Source organism: Geodermatophilaceae bacterium NBWT11, from assembly GCA_014218215.1.
GTDB lineage: Bacteria > Actinomycetota > Actinomycetes > Mycobacteriales > Geodermatophilaceae > Klenkia.
The window spans coordinates 3,047,952-3,064,804 of the sequence record CP043652.1; the positions used below are offsets into that span (position 1 = coordinate 3,047,952).

The 16,853-nt window shown below is 73.0% G+C and carries 19 protein-coding genes and 1 pseudogene; 8 read left to right on the top strand and 12 right to left on the bottom strand.

What is annotated here, in order from left to right; genetic code table 11:
• Window positions 1-19: 19 nt before the first annotated feature.
• From fliF to F1C76_14685, 9 genes are all read right to left on the bottom strand, one after another.
• The gene (fliF, locus tag F1C76_14645; protein ID QNG37658.1) at window positions 20-1,594 is read right to left on the bottom strand and encodes a flagellar M-ring protein FliF; all 1,575 of its coding nucleotides are present in this window, start codon (window positions 1,592-1,594) and stop codon (window positions 20-22) included.
• Window positions 1,594-1,890: a flagellar hook-basal body complex protein FliE gene (gene fliE / locus F1C76_14650; protein ID QNG39263.1), complete on the bottom strand. Its 297-nt coding sequence runs from the start codon at window positions 1,888-1,890 to the stop codon at window positions 1,594-1,596. The genes fliF and fliE overlap by 1 nt, the downstream gene beginning before the upstream one ends.
• 101 nt (window positions 1,891-1,991) lie before the next feature.
• Window positions 1,992-2,399: a flagellar basal-body rod protein FlgC gene (locus F1C76_14655; GenBank protein ID QNG37659.1), complete on the bottom strand. Its 408-nt coding sequence runs from the start codon at window positions 2,397-2,399 to the stop codon at window positions 1,992-1,994.
• Complete coding sequence (locus F1C76_14660; protein QNG37660.1) at window positions 2,399-2,746, bottom strand: flagellar biosynthesis protein FlgB; 348 nt, start codon at window positions 2,744-2,746, stop codon at window positions 2,399-2,401. The genes F1C76_14655 and F1C76_14660 overlap by 1 nt, the downstream gene beginning before the upstream one ends.
• A 136-nt stretch (window positions 2,747-2,882) precedes the next feature.
• Window positions 2,883-3,176 (bottom strand): hypothetical protein, encoded by a 294-nt coding sequence (locus F1C76_14665; protein QNG39264.1) that lies wholly within the window; start codon window positions 3,174-3,176, stop codon window positions 2,883-2,885.
• A gap of 116 nt (window positions 3,177-3,292) precedes the next feature.
• The gene (fliS, locus tag F1C76_14670; protein ID QNG37661.1) at window positions 3,293-3,676 is read right to left on the bottom strand and encodes a flagellar export chaperone FliS; all 384 of its coding nucleotides are present in this window, start codon (window positions 3,674-3,676) and stop codon (window positions 3,293-3,295) included.
• A gap of 34 nt (window positions 3,677-3,710) precedes the next feature.
• On the bottom strand, window positions 3,711-5,075 hold the full coding sequence (fliD, locus tag F1C76_14675) for a flagellar filament capping protein FliD (protein ID QNG37662.1): 1,365 nt from the start codon (window positions 5,073-5,075) through the stop codon (window positions 3,711-3,713).
• Between the two features lie 196 nt (window positions 5,076-5,271).
• On the bottom strand, window positions 5,272-6,399 hold the full coding sequence (locus tag F1C76_14680; protein ID QNG37663.1) for a flagellin: 1,128 nt from the start codon (window positions 6,397-6,399) through the stop codon (window positions 5,272-5,274).
• A gap of 136 nt (window positions 6,400-6,535) precedes the next feature.
• Window positions 6,536-7,486 (bottom strand): sigma-70 family RNA polymerase sigma factor, encoded by a 951-nt coding sequence (locus F1C76_14685; protein ID QNG37664.1) that lies wholly within the window; start codon window positions 7,484-7,486, stop codon window positions 6,536-6,538.
• Window positions 7,487-7,587: 101 nt separating this feature from the next.
• Between F1C76_14685 and F1C76_14690 the strand changes: the two genes are divergently transcribed.
• The 8 genes and pseudogenes from F1C76_14690 to F1C76_14725 all read left to right on the top strand — a co-directional run bounded on the left by F1C76_14690 (window position 7,588) and on the right by F1C76_14725 (window position 13,712).
• Window positions 7,588-8,073, top strand: coding sequence for a flagellar protein FlgN (locus F1C76_14690; GenBank protein QNG37665.1), 486 nt, complete (start codon window positions 7,588-7,590; stop codon window positions 8,071-8,073).
• Window positions 8,070-9,488, top strand: a complete 1,419-nt coding sequence (gene flgK / locus F1C76_14695; protein QNG37666.1) for a flagellar hook-associated protein FlgK — start codon at window positions 8,070-8,072, stop codon at window positions 9,486-9,488. Before F1C76_14690 ends, flgK begins: the two co-directional genes overlap by 4 nt.
• A 4-nt stretch (window positions 9,489-9,492) precedes the next feature.
• Complete coding sequence (gene flgL / locus F1C76_14700; protein ID QNG37667.1) at window positions 9,493-10,374, top strand: flagellar hook-associated protein 3; 882 nt, start codon at window positions 9,493-9,495, stop codon at window positions 10,372-10,374.
• A 141-nt stretch (window positions 10,375-10,515) separates the two neighbouring features.
• Window positions 10,516-10,812, top strand: a complete 297-nt coding sequence (gene csrA, locus F1C76_14705) for a carbon storage regulator CsrA (GenBank protein ID QNG37668.1) — start codon at window positions 10,516-10,518, stop codon at window positions 10,810-10,812.
• Between the two features lie 158 nt (window positions 10,813-10,970).
• Window positions 10,971-11,246, top strand: a pseudogene (locus tag F1C76_14710) (hypothetical protein).
• Between the two features lie 194 nt (window positions 11,247-11,440).
• Complete coding sequence (locus tag F1C76_14715) at window positions 11,441-12,538, top strand: flagellar biosynthesis protein FliA (GenBank protein QNG39265.1); 1,098 nt, start codon at window positions 11,441-11,443, stop codon at window positions 12,536-12,538.
• A gap of 92 nt (window positions 12,539-12,630) precedes the next feature.
• Window positions 12,631-12,975, top strand: coding sequence for a hypothetical protein (locus F1C76_14720; protein ID QNG37669.1), 345 nt, complete (start codon window positions 12,631-12,633; stop codon window positions 12,973-12,975).
• On the top strand, window positions 12,972-13,712 hold the full coding sequence (locus tag F1C76_14725; protein QNG37670.1) for a hypothetical protein: 741 nt from the start codon (window positions 12,972-12,974) through the stop codon (window positions 13,710-13,712). The genes F1C76_14720 and F1C76_14725 overlap by 4 nt, the downstream gene beginning before the upstream one ends.
• 1 nt (window position 13,713) lies before the next feature.
• Here the strand turns inward: F1C76_14725 and F1C76_14730 are convergent, their stop codons facing one another.
• The 3 genes from F1C76_14730 to F1C76_14740 form a co-directional block, all read right to left on the bottom strand.
• A complete protein-coding gene (locus F1C76_14730; GenBank protein ID QNG37671.1) occupies window positions 13,714-15,252 on the bottom strand; it encodes a hydrolase in 1,539 nt (512 codons plus the stop codon).
• Window positions 15,249-15,449 (bottom strand): hypothetical protein, encoded by a 201-nt coding sequence (locus F1C76_14735; protein QNG37672.1) that lies wholly within the window; start codon window positions 15,447-15,449, stop codon window positions 15,249-15,251. Before F1C76_14735 ends, F1C76_14730 begins: the two co-directional genes overlap by 4 nt.
• 96 nt (window positions 15,450-15,545) lie before the next feature.
• Window positions 15,546-16,835, bottom strand: a complete 1,290-nt coding sequence (locus tag F1C76_14740) for a citrate synthase (GenBank protein ID QNG37673.1) — start codon at window positions 16,833-16,835, stop codon at window positions 15,546-15,548.
• Window positions 16,836-16,853: the final 18 nt, after the last annotated feature.

Here is a 16,853-nt window from a genome sequence, read left to right on the forward strand (position 1 = left end):
TGCTCGACGCTCGTCAGGCTCACGTGCGGCTCTCGGCCAGCCAGCCGCGCAGGGTCGAGGCCACCGCGTCGGGCTGTGCCTCGATCATCGAGGTGATCTCACCGCGCAGCCGCTGCCGCTCCAGGGCCTCGATGGCCGCCGAGGTGCGCAGGTCCAGGCGGGCGTCGCGGGTGCTGGTGACCATGAGCGGGTCGAGGTCGTCGCCGGCCTCCAGCTCCAGGGCCTCGTAGTCCTCGTCGGCGAGGGCCTCCTGGCGCTTGCGGTTGCGCCACCAGACCAGCAGCACCAGCAGCAGCAGGCCGCCCACGATCGAGCCGGTCTTCACCAGCGACCACATCCGGTCGCTGGCCTCGGCCGCGGCGGAGGCGGCCAGGTCGGCGGCGGCAGCGTCGGCGGCGGAGGTGTCGAAGGCCATCGAGGCCACGGTGATCGCGTCGCCACGGGCCGGGTCGAGGGCGACGGCGTTGCTCACCAGGTCCTGCACGGTGCCGGGGGCGACCGTGGCGCCGCCGGCGGAGTTCATCAGCACCGAGACGGTGAGCCGCTCGACCGAGCCGGGGGCCGCGATCGTCGTCGTCGTCGTGGTGTCGACCGGGTTGTTCGCGGTGGTCGACTCCCGGTTGTACGAGCCGTCGCCACCCTGCCCGGCGGCCGCGCCGTCGGTGCCGAGCACGCCGGCCGCGGCACCGCCGGTGCCGGTGTACTGCTCGGTGCTGGTGGTCTCGGCCAGCGCCGGGAGCTCCTGGGGGTAGCTGTAGGTCTGCGAGGTGCTGTTGCTCTGGTCGAAGTCCAGCGAGGCGGCGACGGTGACCACGGCGTTGCCGGCACCCAGCGCGCGGTCGAGCATGTTCTGGGCGTTGGTGGCCAGCCGCTGCTCGAAGGCAGAGGTGTCGTCGGCCTGGGCCTGGCTGCCGGCACCGGCGCCGTTCTCCGAGGACAGCAGGCGGCCGGTGGAGTCGCTGACGGTGACCTGGTCGGGCTCCATGCCGTCCACCGAGCTGGAGACCAGGTGGGTGACCGACTGGACCTGCTCGCCGGACAGGTCGGTGCCCGGGCGCAGCTGCAGCAGGACCGATGCCTTCGGCTTGCTCTCGTCGGTCACGAAGACCTCGTCCTTGGGCATCGCGATGTGCACGGTGGCCGCGGTGACGCCGTCGATCGCCTCGAGGGTGTTCGACAGCTCACCCTCCAGCGCCCGCTGGTAGGTCGTCTGCTGCTCGAACTCGCTGGTGGTGATGCCCTGCTCGTCCAGCAGCGAGTAGCCGGTGTCCGAGCCCGCGGGCAGGCCGAGGCCGGCCATCGTCAGGCGCAGCGAGTAGACCTGGTCCTTCGGGACCATGATCGTCCCGCTGCCGTCGGGCAGCTGGTAGCTGACGCCCTCGGCGTTGAGCTCGTCGACGATCGCCGAGGCGTCGGTCGAGGACAGGTTGGAGAACAGCGGCTCGTAGGTGGGGGCGGTGACCCAGCGGACGAAGACGAACCCGCCCACGGCGATCCCGAGGACCAGGGCGATGACGGTGGCCTTCTGCGCGAAGGTCAGGGTGGCCAGCGTGGCGCGGACGCGGTCCAGGGGACCGGCGAGGGCGGCGGGCATCAGACCGGCATCCGCATGATCTCGTTGAAGGCGTCGACGGCCTTGTTCTTGATCGTGACGACGGCGTCGGTGGCCAGGCGGGCCTCGGACGCGGCGATCATGTAGTCGTGCACGTCCTGCAGGTCGCCGGTGGCGGCCTGGGTGGCGTAGGTGTCGGCGGTGCTCTGCAGGCCCTGCAGCTGCCCGATCGACTGCGTGAGGACGTCGGCGAACGTGCTGCCCTGCGCGTTGACCGGGGCCTGCACCGCGGAGGTGGCCGAGCCGCCGCCCAGTCCGCCGACGCCCTGGGTCAGCAGACCGCTGACGTCGGTGGCCGGGACGCTGTTGCTGGCGCCGTTGGCGATGTAGCCGGAGTTGAAGCCGACCCCGTAGCCGGTGGTCAGGGCGATCGGAGAGGTCACAGGTTCTTCCCGAGCTGCAGGGCCGCCTGGTAGGCGTCGGTGGCGCGCGAGATCGCGCTGATGTTGGCCTGGTAGCCGCGCTGGGCGATGATCAGGTTCGTCATCTGGGTGCCGAGGTCGATGTCGGGCATCCGGACGTAGCCCTCGTCGTCGGCCAGCGGGTTGTCGGGGGAGTAGACGAGCTTGCCCTCGGCGCTGCCGAAGGCCGCACCGGCCACCCGCACGCCGCCGGAGCCCGAGCCGTAGTCGACGGCCTGGGCGACGATGAACCGCTCCTTGAAGGCCTCCTGGTCCGGCGCCGCCGCGGTGTTGATGTTGGCGATGTTGTCCGAGACCGCGTCGAGGTACTTGCGGTGCAGCGTCATCCCCGAGCCGGAGATGGAGATCGAGTCGAAGACGGCCATCACTGCGTCCGGAGCGCGCTGCGCAGGAGGTCGTACTTGCCGTTGAGCGCCGACAGGGCCAGCTGGTAGCGCAGCCCCGTCTCGGTGGCGATGACCGTCTCGGAGTCCAGGTCGACGTTGTTGCCGTCGGTCCGGGTGGCGGCCAGCGAGCGGGTCACGGTGCCCCCGCCGGCGGTCGGGGTCTCGCCGTCGGCGAGCTCGGTGCGCAGCATCGACTCGAAGTCGGTGCGGCCGGCGAGGAAGCCCGGGGTGTTGACGTTCGCGATGTTGTCGGCACTGACGCGCTGCCGCTGGGAGAGCCCGGAGAGTGCTGCGTGCAGCGTGCTCATCGTGGCGTCCGCGATCATCTTCGAGCCTCCGACTGGTCCGCGTCAGGACCCCGGGGAGGGGGCCGTCTCTCGCGCGAACCGTTCATCGGCAGTGCTCGGTGGCACCGTGACCACCGGGGCCGAACGGACTGCTGTGACTCGTGTGGTTGCTGCGTCAGACCGGTCGGTCGATGAAGGAGGACTCCGGGCGGCTGGGGGACTGCGACATCCGGGCCGCCACGTCGCGCTGACGGCGGGACTGCACGATGCCCTCCACGAGGGCCTCGGCGACCGCCAGCTGGTGCTGCAGGAGGCGCGCGGCCCGCTCGCGCAGGTCCGCCGGCATCGGGCCCAGGCCGGTCGGGGGGACCCAGTCCGAGGAGCGTCGTCCCCAGGCGGCGATCTCGGCGGCCGACGCCCCGGCCAGGGTGCGCTCGGCGTGGTGGGTGTCGGCCTCGATGACGTCCAGGGCGTCGGCCCAGGCCTGCCGGCGTTCCTCGCGGCCCCCGGGGTGCCGGTCCTCGGCGCGGTTGGCCGGGGCGGACCGGAGCTCGCCGGGGCCCACCCTGCGGAGCCCGGGGACGGTCACACCGGGCCGGAGCTCAGCAGCGCCGCGGCCTCGGACCAGGCGTCGCGCAGCGGCTCGACGACGGTGCGGCAGTCGGCCACCCGGCGGGCGTCGCCCTTCACGTTGGCCATCACCAGCTCGCTGTGCACCCAGGTGTACAGCGAGGACAGCGCGGGGCCGCCGTCCCAGTCGTCGACGTTCAGCGTGCCGTGCAGCTCCAGGACGATGTCCTGGGCGTGCATGAGCTGCTCGCTGGCGGCCACCCGGTCGCCCTCGCCGAGGGCGGTCTGGGCGCGCTGGAGGTCCAGGGCGAGGCGGTCGTAGAGCATGACGAGCAGACGCTGGGGGGACGCGGTCGCGACCGACTCGTTCACGTAGCGGGCACGCAGGGCGGCAGTCATTCGGGGTTCTCCTGGGCTACGGGGGAGCGGGCGGTCAGGACGACGCGTTGGGGTTGTAGAGCTGGTTGATCTGCGAGCTCAGCCACGAGGACTGGTTCTTGATCGTGTTCAGCGCGGTCTCCAGGGCGGAGAACTGTCGGGTGAGCGTGGCCTTGCGGGCCTCGAGCCGGATGTCGAAGGCGTCGACCTTGTCCTGGATCGCCTTGGCCAGGGTGTCCCGGCCGGTGGCCAGCTGGACCAGGGTGCCGGTCGAGGAGTCGCTGGCGGTCTTGGCCAGGGCGGCCAGCCTGCCGGCGATGCCGGTGGTGCTGCCCGCGCCGGACAGCAGGGCCGAGGTGCCGGCCGGGTCGCTGCTCAGCTTGGCGGTGAACACGGCGGCGTCGAAGGTGAGCTTGCCGTCCCGGGTGAGCTGCAGGCCGATGGTGCTGGCGCTGGTGCCGCCGATGGCCGTGGAGATCGCGTCGAGCACCTGGTCGGACAGCTGGACCAGCGCCCGGTCGCCCTGCAGCGTGGCCGTGGCCTGGCCGGCGGTGGAGGTCGTGTAGCCCTTGATGACGCCGAGGGCGCCGTTGGCGGCGTCGACGAGCGCCTGCACCTTGGCCGTGATCGACGCCGCGTCGCTCCCGACCCGGACGGTGGTGGAGGTGGTCGGGTCCGCCGCGGAGACGGTCACCGAGACCCCGGCAACCAGGTCGGTGAAGGTGTTCGTGGCCGACGTGGCCAGCACGCCCGCCCCGAGGTCGAGCTCGGCGTCCTGGGCGGGCGTGGTGGTCAGGAACGACGACCCTGCGCTCGCCTCGTCCTCGTCGGCCGACACGACGGTCCGCCCGCCGGCGGCCCCGGTGGCGTCGCTGCTGATCTGCAGCCGGAACTGGTTGGCCCCGACCTGGACGATGGTGGCGCGGACCCCGTAGCCGCTGCCGTTGATCGCGGTGACCGCATCGGCCAGCGTCGCGTCGGCCGGCAGGTCGATGCTCCCCAGGGTGGCGCCCGTGCTGTCGCGGATCTCGATCGGCCACGCGGGCTGGGCCTGGCGGGCGGGAGCGGTGGCCGAGCTCCACGTGCCGGTGCTGATCGACTGACCGGCCGAGGCGAGCCGGGTGACCGAGAAGGTGATGGCCGTGCCGTTGACGGCTGCCGCGGAGGCGCTGGCCGTGACCGACGCGGTCGAGCTGGTGGCGTTCTTCGCCGCGGAGAGGCTGCTGCTGGTGAGCGCCTCGGCCGCGGTGCGGATCGCGTCGAAGCGGGTGTTGACCGCCCGGTAGGCGGTGGCCTTGGCCTGGGTGGCCGTCAGCTGGTTCTTCAGCAGCGTCTGCGGACGGGCCTCGACGGCCATCAGCCCGCTGATGATCGAGGTGGTGTCCAGACCGGAGACCAGTCCGTCGACTCCGAGTGCCATCGCGTTCTCCCTCCGGTGCCGGATCAGGTGAGTGGTGCCCCCCTGTCATCGGCGGTCGGGGGTGCTTGTTGAGCCGAGCGGTCGGTGTGACCCCTCCGGGGGACCGCGCGGTGCCGGAACAGCAGTGAGGGGGGCGGCCGGCTGGCCGCCCCCCTCACCGGGAGTGCTGTCGTGCGGGTGTCGCCCCCGCCTCAGCTCACTGGAGGAGCTTGAGGACCGACTGGGCCGACTGGTTGGCCTGGGCCAGCATGGAGGTGCCGGCCTGGACCAGGATCTGGTTCTTGCTGAACTCGGTCATCTCCGAGGCCATGTCGACGTCGACGATCCGCGACCGGCTGGCGGTCAGGTTCTCGACGGCGATGTTCAGGTTGGCCGTGGTCTGCTCGAACCGGTTCTGGATGGCACCCAGGTCGGCACGGGAGGTGGAGACGGCGCTGATGGCCTTGTCCAGGGCGACGAGAGCGGCGTTGGCACCACCGGCGGCGGTGACGTCGATGCTGTTGACACCCAGGGCGGTGGCCGAGAAGCCACCGGTGGCCGCGGCGGCCGCGGTGTTGGTGCCGGCGGCGTTGATGCCACCACCGGCGGTGATCGCGCCGGTGACCGAGGAGTCCTTGGCGCGGACCTCCAGGCCACCGGTCTGGTTGACCGTCGCGGTGTAGGAGAGCTTGAACGCGGCGTCGTTGTTCAGCTGGGTGGCGATGGCGTTGGCGTCGCTCGAGACCGTGAGGGCCGCGGTGGTGACGGTCACCCCGCCCTGGGTGAAGGTGGCGGCAGCGGCGGTGGTCGCGGCCGCACCGTTCGCCCAGGTGCTGACCGAGCCGGAGGCGCCGGTGGACTTGACGCTGGCGGTGATGACCTCGGTGGCGTTGGCGCCGACCTGGAAGGTGCCGCTGTAGGCGCCGTCCAGGAGCTTCTTGCCGTTGAAGGTGGTCGTGTCGGCGATCCGGGTCAGCTCGGAGTTGAGCTGGGTGATCTCGGACTGGATGTTCTTCTTCGCCTCGGTGGACAGACCGCCGTCGTTCGCCGCCTGCACCGACAGGTCGCGCATGCGCTGCAGGATGCCCTGGCTGGTGGCCAGCGCGCCTTCCGCGGTCTGCACGACGCTGACGCCGTCCTGGGTGTTGCGGACGGCGACCTTGAGGCCACCGATCTGGGACTTCATGCCCTCCGAGATGGCCAGGCCCGCAGCGTCGTCCGCAGCGCGGTTGATGCGGAAGCCCGAGGACAGCTTCTCCAGCGACTTGTTCATCGCCGAGTCGTTGACCGACAGGTTGCGGTAGGCGTTCATCGCGGCGGTGTTGGTGTTGATGCGCATGCCCATGGTGATCCTCCTGGATTAAGGCTGTGCTGGTGTGTCCCGCTGCATCCGTGCTGCGGGGGGTGCAGTGACCACTACGGCTGGGGGGCCGGCGGTCTTGAGCCGAAACGAGGAGATCTGCAGACCTCCCTCGAAGGGGTCAGGCGGGCTGGGTGAAGGCGGTGCGCACCTGGTCGGCCGAGCGCGGGGGAGGGGGCCACATGCCACGGCTGCCGCGGGGGCGGCTGCGGGTGACGACCTGCTCCACGTAGGCGGCCTGCTGGTTGCGGGCGCGCACGCCGCCCTCGGGGGCGACCGGCGTCTCCTCCCACACCTCGCTCATCGCGGCGTGCAGCAGCGTCAGGGCCCGGGCGCGCATCTGCGAGACCCGGGAGAGCGTCACCCCGAGGTCGGCCGCGATGTCGGTCAGTGATTCGTCACCGAAGAAACTGCGCTCGACGACCTCGCCGAGTCGGTCGGGCAGCGCGTGCATCGCCTCGTGCAGGTGGCGGGCCCGCTCGTTCTTCACGACCGTCTTCTCCGGGGAGTCCCCGGTCGAGGGCAGGTCGAAGGTGTTCCCGTCGTCCCCGCTCTCGGCGTCGATGCTCACCATCACGGCCCGGTGGACGTCGACCTGCAGGGAGGACAGCTCGCTGAGCGGCACCCCGAGCTCGGCGGCCAGCTCGGCCTGCGTCGGCGGCCGGCCCAGTCGCGCAGCGAGGACGTCGGCGGCGGCGTCCGAGCGCCGGGCCGCGGCCCGCACCGAGCGGCTGGCCCAGTCACCGGACCGCAGCTCGTCGAGCACCGCGCCCTGCAGGCGGGGGAGGGCGTAGGTGGCGAACGTGGCGCCCGCGGTCGAGTCGAACCGGCGGGCCACCTCGACCAACGCGATCTGGGCGCAGGACAGCAGGTCCTCGCGGCTCACGTGCGCGGGCAGCGAGATGCGTGCAGCGACGGCGTTGACCGCGTACTGGGCGAGCGCGAGGTGCTCGGTCACCAGCCGGTCGGTGTCACGGCGCTGCTGGGGACCCGCCTGGGGAGGCGACGGGCGCGAGGGGTTCACGGGCTCTATCTCGGCGTCCCACGAGCCCCATCTGACCCTTCTCGGCAACTTCCTGCTTCGACTTGAGCCCCGACCTGCGGTGCCGAAGTCAGAGGGGAGAACCGGGTGCGCAGCCGTGCCCCGGGAACCGAGGACGAGAGGAGCCAGCGGTGGACTACCAGCACCTGTCGACCCTGCTCTGGCGCGAGCAGGAGCTCCTGGACCTGCTGCTCTTCAAGGCCGAGGAGAAGCAGTACCTCATCATCAGCGGCAAGAACCGCTGGCTGCCGCGGATCGCGCACGAGATCGAGGTCGTCCTCGAGCAGATGCGCACCCTCGAGGTGGAGCGCGCCGCGGTCACCGAGGTCATCGCCGCCACGCTGGGCCTGGAGCCCAACCCCTCGCTGCGCACCATCGCCGAGCACGTGCCGGCCCCGTGGAACGACCTGCTGGTCAAGCACCACGAGACACTGCTGGGTCTGGTCACCGACCTGCGCGGGCTCTCCGACGCCAACCGCGAGCTCATCCAGAGCGGCCTGGCCGCCATCGACGAGGCGCTGCTGTCGGTCCGCCCGGACGCCGCCCCCACCTACACCGCCGCCGGCCGCACCGCCTCGCGCGGCAGCCGCTCGATGACCCTGGACGGCACGCTGTGAGCGGCTTCTCCTCCCTCAACATCGCCAGCAACGTCCTCTCGGCGCACCAGCGGGCCCTCGAGGTCACCGCGCAGAACGTCGCCAACGCCGCCACCGTCGGCTACACCCGCCAGCGGGCGGACCTGCAGTCGCTGTCGGCCACCTCGGTGTCGGGGCTCTACTCGACCTCCGAGGGCGTCGGCGAGGGCGTCTCCGCCGACGTCGTCACCCGCATCCGGGACGCCTTCCTGGAGCGTCGCGGCCAGCTCGAGCACGGCATCTCCGCCCAGGCCGCCGCCGTGGACGTCGCCTGGTCGCAGGCCGAGCTGTCCTTCAACGAGCCGGGCTCGTCGGGCCTGCAGGCCACGCTGACCAAGCAGTGGTCGGCCTGGGGCCAGCTGGCCACCACGCCCACCGACCCCGCAGCCCGGACGGCGGTCGTCGCCGCCAGCCAGGCCGTGGTCAGCTCGCTGAACAGCACCGCGAAGGCCCTGGACGCCCAGTGGTCATCGACGAGGGTCGACCTGCAGGACGGGCTCGGCGAGGTCAACGCCGCCGCCCGCCAGATCGCCGACCTCAACCGGGCCATCGTGGCCTCGACCGCGGGCGGCCTGGACTCCAACGAGCTGCAGGACAAGCGGGACGTGCTCATCGGCACGCTGGCCGACCGGATCGGCGCCATCGGGGTGCCCAAGGCCGACGGCAGCGTGGACGTCGTCGTCAACGGCGCGGCCCTGGTCGCCGGCAAGACCGCCAGCCAGATCACGCTGTCCGCGCCGACGGCGCCCAGCGGTGCCACCACGGCGACGTCCGCGCTGTCCCTCGCACCCGGCGGCGCTGCGGTGACGCCCGGCGGGACCATGGGCGGCCAGCTGCAGGCGATGAACGAGATCCTCCCCGGCCTGCAGGGCCGGCTCGACGCGGTCGCGGCCGACGTCGCGGCCCGGGTGAACGCCGCCCAGCAGGACGGCTCGACGGCCGCCGGGGTCCGGGGGCAGGCGCTCTTCCAGACCGAGGCCGGGTCCACCACCGGCATCACCGCGGGGAACATCCGGCTGTCGGGGGTGAGCGGCTCGGGGCTCGCGACCGGGCTCCTCGACGCCGACGGCAACGCGTACGCCAGCAGCAGCGGCGCCAACGCCGACCGCATCGCCCAGCTGGGCTCCTCCACCACCGGCCCGGACGCCACCTACCGGGACCTCGTCACCGACCTCGGCGTCAAGGCCCAGAGCGCCACCTCCTCGGCGGCCTCGGCCCGGGCGATCGTCACCCAGGTCGACGCCTCCCGGCAGTCGGTCAGCGGGGTCAGCCTCGACGAGGAGATGACCAACATGCTCGTCTTCAAGCAGTCCTACGCCGCGATCAGCCGGGTCATCACGGCGATCGACGAGATGCTCGACGTCCTGATCAACAAGACCGGATTGGTCGGCAGGTGACCTGATGCGCATCACCCACCGCGCCATCGCAGAGCGCAGCTCCCAGAACATGCAGACCAACCTCGCCGCGATGGCGAAGCTGCAGGACCAGATCTCCTCGGGCAAGGCGATCGGCAAGCCCTCGGACTCCCCGAGCGGCACGTCGACGGCCATGCGCTCGCGCGCCGAGCTCACCACCAACGAGCGCCACACGGCCAACATCTCCGCGGCCACCACGACGCTCAACGCCGCAGACTCCGCGTTGGACGCGATGGGCGACCTGGTCCGGCGGGCCCGCGACCTGGTCACCCAGGGCGCGAACTCGGGGGCCAACAACGCCGTGAACGACGCCGCGCTGGCCACCGAGATCGCCGGCATCCGGGAGAGCATGCTCGCCGTCGCCAACCGCACCGTGGGCGGCGTCCCCGTCTTCGGGGGGACGACCGCGGGGGGCGCTGCGTACAGCGCCGCCGGCGGGTATGAGGGCCAGCCCCTCGGCCAGCAGCAGGTCCGGGTGTCGGCGTCGGAGACCGTGCAGACCAGCCTGAACGGCCCGGACGTCTTCGGCGCCGCCCCCGACGACGTGTTCGCCCTGCTCGGCACGATCGCCGCAGAGCTGGCCGCGGGCTCCACGACCATCGGGTCCCGCCTCACCGACCTGGACACCGCCGCCCAGCGGATGACCACCACCCGCGCCGAGATCGGCGTCCGCACCCAGCGCCTGGAGCAGGTCGCCTCGATCAACGCCGGCCAGGCGCTGTCGATCAGGGCGCAGCTGTCCGAGGCCGAGGACGTCGACCAGGCGAAGACCTACCTGGAGCTCACCGTCCGGGACACCGCCTACAAGGCGGCGCTGCAGACCACCGCCTCGACCATCCAGCTCTCCCTGGTCGACTACCTGCGCTGACTCATCTGACCGTCGCGTCCCGCCCGCCCCAGGGGTGTCCCGAGCCGTTGCCGGGTTGCCGATCATGAAGCGGACGGGGCACGGCACGTGCTCCACCCGGCCAGGGAACGGCCGGCCACCGAGACCCATGGAGGGGTACTGGTGCTCACGCTCACCCGCACGATCGGCGAGACCATCCGGATCGGCGACGACATCGAGGTGCACGTCGTCGAGGTCCGCGGCAACACCGTCCGGCTCGGCTTCAAGGCCCCCCGCGAGGTGTCCATCCACCGCGAGGAGGTCTACGAGCAGATCGCTGCCGCCCGTCGGCTGGCCGTCCGGGTGGCCGCCGACGCCGTCGGGGCGCTGACCGCGGCCCTCGGTGGCACCCGCGGTCCCGCGACCGCCACACGCGCACCACGCGAGGACGGCGACACGGCCGCACCCGCCTTGGCGTGATCTGCCCAGCAACGCCCGTGTAGTTGGGCGAGACGCACCCCGTTTCGGCTCAACTCCAGCCCCACCATGCGCAAAGCTCTCCCCTGAGCACGTGACAGGGGGCGACGGAGATGCAACGCAGCGCGATCAGCACGCCGAGTGGCGATGTGCAGGACCCGACCGTGGTGATCCACGTGCAGTTGCGCCCGCGGCGGGCCGCGGCCCGCAAGTGCCTGGCGGCCCTGGCCCAGCTCGCGACCGAGCACGCCGGCGTGCCGGTCGGGCTGGTCGGGCTGAGCAAGGACGCCCGGGTGCTGCGGGTGACCGTGGCCGTCGACCTCGGCCCGCGGGCCGACGTCGCCCGGTTCTCCCCGGCCGCCCAGGCCGCCTACGGGTTCGTGTCCGACCTGTTCACCGTGCTCTACGAGCACATGCCGGTCTACGCGACCGAGCCCACCGTCGAGGAGTCGGCCGCCGTCGCCCCGTTCCTCCAGTCCGCCGACGCCGTCGGGCACTGGGTGGACGCCCGCGCCTGGTCGCCGGACGCCGTCAGCGCCTGAGGCACCCCAGCACCGTCGCACTCGTCCTCTCACCGAGTCGCGATCCCGCGGCCGCCCCGGCATCCCCGGAGCGGTCGTCTTCCCCCGAGATCGACGACCGACGACAGGAGTCCCCGGTGTCCGAACCGTCCCGCAGGTCCACCGGCCCCCTGGTCCTGGGTGGCATCACCGAGGACCAGGCCTGGGCCGACACCCCCATCACCGTCCGCGACCGGGTGCACTTCCGCACCGAGCGGGAGCTGCCGCTCGAGGAGTTCCGGGCGTTCCTGCCGGCCGGGGTGACCGTGACCCTGGACGAGGGGGAGGGGCTGTACCGGGTCGACGGCGACGCCGGCCAGGCGACGGCCCTGTCCACGCTGGTGAAGAGCTGGTGCGCGGTGCACGACCACCGCACGGTCGGCCTGCGGGCGGAGACCGGCGTCCGCCGGCGCGCGCCCAAGGACCTCCCGCCGGCGTTCCTGGCCGACCTGTGCCGGCACTACGGCCCGGTCAGCCTCAAGCGCCTGCAGCGGAACATGAGCACCATCCGGCTGCACATCCCCGACAACGACGACGTCGTCCAGCAGGTCAGCGAGTGGGTGCTCAAGGCCGTCGCGCAGTACGACGAGACCAAGGGCGTGCCCTTCGGGGCGTTCCTGGCCACCCAGCTGTCCAAGTGGGTGCACGACCTGGGCCGGGCCGCGTTCGGCCGCACCGCCACCGACACCGAGAACCGGCAGCAGAAGGCGGTGGCCACGTTCGTCGCCGAGCACCGCCGCCGGCCCACCGAGCGGGAGCTCGCCGACCTGCTGGGGCAGAGCGTCGCGGTGCTGCGCAAGAACGCGCAGTCGGTCGCCACGCTCAACGGCCTGCGCAACCTGCAGTCCCTGGACGGCGTGCCCGACGGCGCCGACCACCTGCTCCCGGACGCAGCGCAGGCACCCGACGAGATCCTCGGCGAGGCCGAGCAGAGCCTGCTCTCCCACGCCCTCACCGCCGCCTGCGCACCGGACCCCACGGCCCGGCCCGACCAGCGCGCCGGGCAGCCCAACGTGCTCGGGTGGGTCACCTGGTACCAGACCACCTGGGGTGGGCAGACCAAGACGCAGCTGGCCGCCGACCTGGGCACCTCGGTGCGCAACATGAACGTGCACGCCGACCGGGCCGAGCGCGTGCTCAAGGACCGGCTCACCGAACTGACCGGCTGATCCGGCTCCACCGGGGCTCGCGACTGCCGATACAGGTGTGACAGGAGAGGCGGGGGCGCACGGCCCCGCGGACGAGCAGGGAGCGTGACGCGATGACGATGGTGTCCGAGCCGTCGACCGGGGTGGTCCTCGTGCCGCACTGGTTGTCCGCCGTCGACCGCACGGCCCTCGCCGCCTCGCTCGAGGCCGCCCTGGCCCGCCCCGACCTCCCGGCGACCACCGGCGACCGGCTGCTCGACGTCCTCACCGAGCTGCACGTGGCCCGGGCCCGCGACGTCGTCTGGCCGAGCTCGGCCGCCCGGGTCCGCCTGGTCACCGGGTGGGACCCCGACACGCTGCCGGTGCGCCTGTCGGCGATGGAGCTGGCCTGCACGCTGAGCCTGCCCGAGCTGCCCGCTGCCGTCCGCGCAGCGCTCACCGGCGGCCGGAGCGCGTGAGCGGTCCCGGCCTGCGCCTGCTGCCCCGACTGACCCGACGCACCTGCGACCCCGGCGACCTGCTCGACGCCGCCCACCGGCTCTGCGCCGACGCCCCGGCCGGCCTGCGGGTCGAGCTGGACCACGACCGCCGGGACCCGGCGCTGCGGGTCGAGGAGGGCGAGCGCAGCCACCGCACCGGTCTCGGCGCGCTGGCCGGACAGATCACCCGCGACGGGCACGACGGCTCGCCCGCCGCGCTGGACCGTGCGCTGCAGGCGTGGCTGGACCACCGGCCGGTCACCGATGCCGAGGCCGCCCGGCGGGGGATCGCCGTCCTGGTCTGGGCGGACGACACCGAGTCGGCCCTGGGCTGGCAGGTCGTCGTGCACCGCGGCGACGTCGTCGTCGGCTGGGTCCCGCACCCCTTCACCCACGCCGACACCATCATCTCGGTGCGCGCGGCCGCCGCAGCACGGGCCGCCGACGTCGTGGTGCGCTGCAGCACCGAGGGCCCGGTGCTCCTGCTGGACGCCGACGACCCCCTGCTGGCCACCGCCGCGCTGAGCGCCCCCGAGCAGGTGCTGGCCACCGCGGGGGAGCTCGGGCTGCGGCTGGCCGACGCCTGCGTCGTCGTCACCCCCGGTCGCCCGGTCGCCTGGGCAGAGCCGGCCGTCGCAGCCCGACTGGCCGGGGAGACCGTCGAGCCCTCGGTCACCCTCCCGTGGAGCGCGTTGCCCGACCTGCCCTGGCTGTAGCTCAGGCCAGCGAGCCGTACTCCCAGTGCCACGGCTCGGGGTTGCTCCCCGCGGCCCGGGCCCAGTCCGGCGCGGTCCAGCCGAAGGTGGGTGCCCAGCGCGCCATCCAGGCGTGCTCGGGGGTGTCGAAGCCGTTGACCCCGCCGCACAGGTCCACGGCCAGCCCCCAGCCGTGGTTCGAGGTGCCCGGGACAGCGGTGATCGCGGGCTTGCGCTCGTGGGCGTCGACCTGGGCGGCCAGTGACCGGTAGGAGTCGGTGATGCAGATCGGCCGGTGGAAGGCGTTCTGGAAGGCCTCGGCGAGTCCGGCGTAGGCCGCCGCCGCGTCGCAGCGCAGCCGGTGCCCGGCGCCGATCGCGCACAGCGCCGACGTCGGGATCTGCCCGTTGGCCCAGCCGCCCCAGGCCGGGGAGACCGGTCCGGTGGCCGCGCTGACCGGCGCTGCGCCGCAGACGGTCGCGGTGCTGCCGTCCGAGGGCGGCGGGGTGTTCGGGACGGCGGGGGGCACGGTCACCCGCACGGCGGCAGCACCGGGCGCGGCCGGGAGGACGGCGACCTGGTGGGCCGTCGCCGAGGCGGTGACCACCTCGCCCGCACCGACGTAGACCCCGACGTCGTCCAGGCCGGCGTCCGGGTGCGACCCGAAGACGAGGTCGCCGGGCTGCCACTGGCCCTCGGGCACCACGGTGCCCGCCGACCACTGGGCGGCGAAGGTGGTGCCGACCGCCCGCCCGAGGCCGGCCCACACGGTCGCGGTCAGGCCGGTGCAGTCGGTCCCGGCCGGGGAGGTGCCGCCCGGGACGTACGGCGTGCCCAGCGAGGCCAGCGCCGTGCCCACCGCCAGGGCCGCCTCCACGGTGGGCACGGCGACGACGCGGCCGCCCACCACGCCCTCCACGACGCCGGGGACCATCAGACCCAGCGCGTCGGTGGCCGGGCTCAGCCCCTCGGGCAGGTCACCGGCCGCCACCGCGGCGGCGGTCGGCAGCTCGATCCCGGCTGCGGCCAGGTCGGCGAGCCGGGTCTGCCAGGCCACCCGGGCGGCGTCGTCGACGGCCTGCTGGTCCGGCGAGGTCGGTGCGGCGCGCAGCCCGGCGAGGGCGGCGGTGAGGGCGAGGTCGGTGCTCGTCGCCGGGGCGTCCGGTGTGCTGCCGGCCAGCACGGCGGCGGCGGTGCCGGCCAGCTCGGCCCGCAGCGCGGTGGCCGCGGCGGTGAGTTCCAGGGGTGCCGAGGCCGCGGCGGGGGTCTCGGGGCGGACCCCGGCCAGCGCGACCGAGACGGTGAGGGTCAGGGCGAGGACGCCAGCCACCGCAGCGCAGCGCCGGAGCAGCCGCCCGAGCGCGGCCCGGCGCAGTGCCCGGGCGCGGGCCCGCCGTTGCGCCCGCGCGCGACGGGCGGCCACCTGGGCACGCGCGCGTGCGCGGGCCCGGGCCCGGGCCTGCGCGACCGCGCGGGGGTCGGAGGGCGCGGGCACACCGGAGACATCGGGCGCACCGGCGACCGTGTTGAGGCCGGCCCACGGACGGGTCGGCCCGGTCACCCCTCCGGGGGAGGGGTCGGCGCCCACCAGGCGCCGTGCTCGGGACGCAGCTCCACGCGGGTCTGCGCGCCGTCTTCCGTGGTCACGACCAGGGCGACGGCGGTGATCCGCCGTCCGTCGGGGTCGGGCAGCCGCGCGCCGGTGGCCAGGGGCAGCGGCGGCAGCACCAGGTCGTCGTCGTCCGGCACGCGCGGCACGCTACGGGGCGGGGAGGACGCCCGCCCACCCGTCGTCCCCCGGACGAGCGAGACCCCGCCGTCCCAGCAGGGACGACGGGGTCGGGTGCGCTCGGGTCAGCGGGCGTCGAGCGGGACGAACGCGCGCTCGGTGGGCCCGGTGTAGAGCTGCCGCGGACGGCCGATCTTGGTGGCCGGGTCCTCGATCATCTCCCGCCACTGGGCGATCCAGCCCGGCAGCCGGCCCAGCGCGAAGAGCACGGTGAACATCCGGGTCGGGAAGCCCATGGCCCGGTAGATCAGGCCGGTGTAGAAGTCGACGTTCGGGTAGAGCTTGCGCTGGACGAAGTAGTCGTCGGTGAGCGCGATCTCCTCGAGCTGGCGGGCCAGGTCGAGCAGCTCGCTGTTGCCGCCGAGCTTGTCCAGCACGTTGTCCGCCGTCGCCTTCACGATGGCCGCGCGCGGGTCGTAGTTCTTGTAGACCCGGTGCCCGAAGCCCATCAGCTTGACGCCGGGCTCCTTGTCCTTGACCCGCTGGACGAACTTCCCGATGTCGCCGCCGTCGGCCTTGATGGCCTCCAGCATCTCCAGCACCGACTGGTTCGCCCCGCCGTGCAGCGGGCCGAACAGCGCGTTGATGCCGGCCGAGACCGAGGCGAAGAGGTTCGCGTGCGAGGAGCCGACGAGCCGCACGGTCGACGTGGAGCAGTTCTGCTCGTGGTCGGCGTGCAGCACGAAGAGCATGTCCAGGGCCTTGACCAGCTCCGGGTCGGCCTCGTACGGCTCGGCCGGGAACCCGAAGGTCATCCGGAGGAAGTTCTCCACCAGGCCCTTGGAGTTGTCCGGGTACAGGAACGGCTGCCCCACGGACTTCTTGTAGGCGTAGGCCGCGATCGTGGGCAGCTTGGCCAGCAGGCGGTAGGTGGACATCTCGACCTGGGCGTGGTCGAAGGGGTCCAGCGAGTCCTGGTAGAAGGTCGACAGGGCGCTGACCGCCGAGGAGAGCACCGGCATCGGGTGCGCGTCCCGCGGGAATCCCTTGAAGAACTGCTTCAGGTCCTCGTGCAGCAGGGTGTGCCGGCGGATCTTCTGGTCGAAGTCCTCCAGCTGCGCCGGCGTCGGCAGCTCACCGTGGATGAGCAGGTAGGAGACCTCGACGAAGCTGGCCTTGCCGGCCAGCTGGTCGATCGGGTACCCGCGGTAGCGCAGGATCCCGGCGTCTCCGTCGATGTAGGTGACGGCCGACGTGCAGGCCGCCGTGTTCACGAAGCCGATGTCCAGGGCGACCTTGCCGGTCGTGGCCAGCAGCTTGCTGGTGTCGATGCCCTCGGCGCCCTCGGACGAGGGGACGACGGGCAGGTTCAGGTCCCCACCGGGGTAGGCCAGGCGTACGTCTGTGTCGGTCATCGTCGTGGACGCTACCGG

What these genes read in the sequence shown, in the direction of transcription:
- fliF (QNG37658.1), bottom strand. Translation starts at nt 1,594, where the DNA reads ATGCCCGCCGCCCTCGCCGGTCCCCTGGACCGCGTCCGCGCCACGCTG.
- F1C76_14655 (QNG37659.1), bottom strand. Translation starts at nt 2,399, where the DNA reads ATGGCCGTCTTCGACTCGATCTCCATCTCCGGCTCGGGGATGACGCTG.
- F1C76_14660 (QNG37660.1), bottom strand. Translation starts at nt 2,746, where the DNA reads ATGATCGCGGACGCCACGATGAGCACGCTGCACGCAGCACTCTCCGGG.
- fliS (QNG37661.1), bottom strand. Translation starts at nt 3,676, where the DNA reads ATGACTGCCGCCCTGCGTGCCCGCTACGTGAACGAGTCGGTCGCGACC.
- fliD (QNG37662.1), bottom strand. Translation starts at nt 5,075, where the DNA reads ATGGCACTCGGAGTCGACGGACTGGTCTCCGGTCTGGACACCACCTCG.
- F1C76_14680 (QNG37663.1), bottom strand. Translation starts at nt 6,399, where the DNA reads ATGGGCATGCGCATCAACACCAACACCGCCGCGATGAACGCCTACCGC.
- flgL (QNG37667.1), top strand. Translation starts at nt 9,493, where the DNA reads ATGCGCATCACCCACCGCGCCATCGCAGAGCGCAGCTCCCAGAACATG.
- F1C76_14720 (QNG37669.1), top strand. Translation starts at nt 12,631, where the DNA reads ATGACGATGGTGTCCGAGCCGTCGACCGGGGTGGTCCTCGTGCCGCAC.
- F1C76_14740 (QNG37673.1), bottom strand. Translation starts at nt 16,835, where the DNA reads ATGACCGACACAGACGTACGCCTGGCCTACCCCGGTGGGGACCTGAAC.